This is a genomic window from Microbacterium sp. B24 (genome assembly GCF_000333415.1).
Classification (GTDB): Bacteria; Actinomycetota; Actinomycetes; order Actinomycetales; family Microbacteriaceae; genus Microbacterium.
In genome coordinates this window covers 1-1,219 of sequence record NZ_BADB01000442.1, presented here as the reverse complement: position 1 = coordinate 1,219, position 1,219 = coordinate 1, and the positions used below count along the sequence as shown (strand labels likewise).

Here is a 1,219-nt window from a genome sequence, read left to right as displayed (position 1 = left end):
GCCACCGAAGCGCGTGACGAGGGGCAGCGAGACGACGTGCGCCGTTGCGAGGAGATCGGCGACGCGGGGCAGACTCATGCCCCTATCCTGCCGCGCCGCGCCGGTGCCGGACAGCCGTGGGACAATCGGGCGGTGACCGCCTCACTCGCGCCCACCGGGCGCTTCGCGCTCGACATCGACGGAGTGCCCCGCACCGCTCGCGCGCAGGCGCTGCTGGGCGCCCTGTCGGAGCGGGTGGTCATCGCCGACGGTGCGATGGGAACCATGCTGCAGCGCCACGAGTTGCAGGTCGACACCGACTTCCAGGGACTCGAGGGCTGCAACGAGATCCTCAACGTCACGCGGCCCGACGTGGTCGGCGAGATCCACGACGCCTACTTCGCCGTCGGCGTGGACGCCGTGGAGACGAACACGTTCGGTGCGAACTGGTCGAACCTGTCCGACTACGGCATCGACGACCGCATCGCGGAGCTCGCTGCCGCCGGCGCGCGGATCGCGCGGGAACGCGCCGAGGCTGCCGAGAGCGCCGACGGTCGCATGCGCTGGGTGCTCGGGTCGATGGGCCCGGGAACGAAGCTGCCGAGCCTCGGGCACACGACCTACGCGCACCTCAAGGAGACCTTTGCGCTGCAGGCGGAGGGCCTCATCGACGGGGGAGCGGATGCCTTCCTCGTCGAAACCAGTCAGGACCTCCTGCAGACGAAGGCGGCGATCAACGGCTGCAAGCAGGCGATCGTGGCCCGCGGCATCCGTCTGCCGATCTTCGTCGAGGTGACGGTCGAGACCACCGGCACCATGCTCATGGGTTCGGAGATCGGTGCGGCGCTCACCGCACTGGAGCCGCTCGGCGTCGATGCGATCGGCCTGAACTGTGCGACGGGCCCCGCCGAGATGAGCGAGCACCTGCGCCACCTGTCGAAGTACTCGTCGGTGACGATCGCGTGCATGCCCAACGCGGGGCTCCCGGTGCTCACCGCCGACGGCGCCCACTATCCCCTGACGCCCGCGGAACTCGCGAGCGCGCACGAGCAGTTCGTCCGCGAGTTCGGCATCGGCCTCATCGGTGGATGCTGCGGCACGACGCCGGAGCACCTGGCCGCGGTCGTGGAGCGGGTCGGCCATCTCGCCGTCGCGTCCCCTCCCCCTGACCGCGAGACACCGCCCGGGCACCGAGACACCGAGAGTGCACCGGTGTCTCGGCGCGAGAACGGTGTCTCGC

1 protein-coding gene is annotated in these 1,219 nt (G+C 70.5%); it reads left to right on the top strand.

What is annotated here, in order from left to right; translation table 11 throughout:
- Positions 1 to 132: 132 nt before the first annotated feature.
- Positions 133 to 1,219 (top strand): homocysteine S-methyltransferase family protein (locus I5I_RS13175; RefSeq protein ID WP_239640122.1); only part of this gene is annotated, 1,087 nt, incomplete at its 3' end.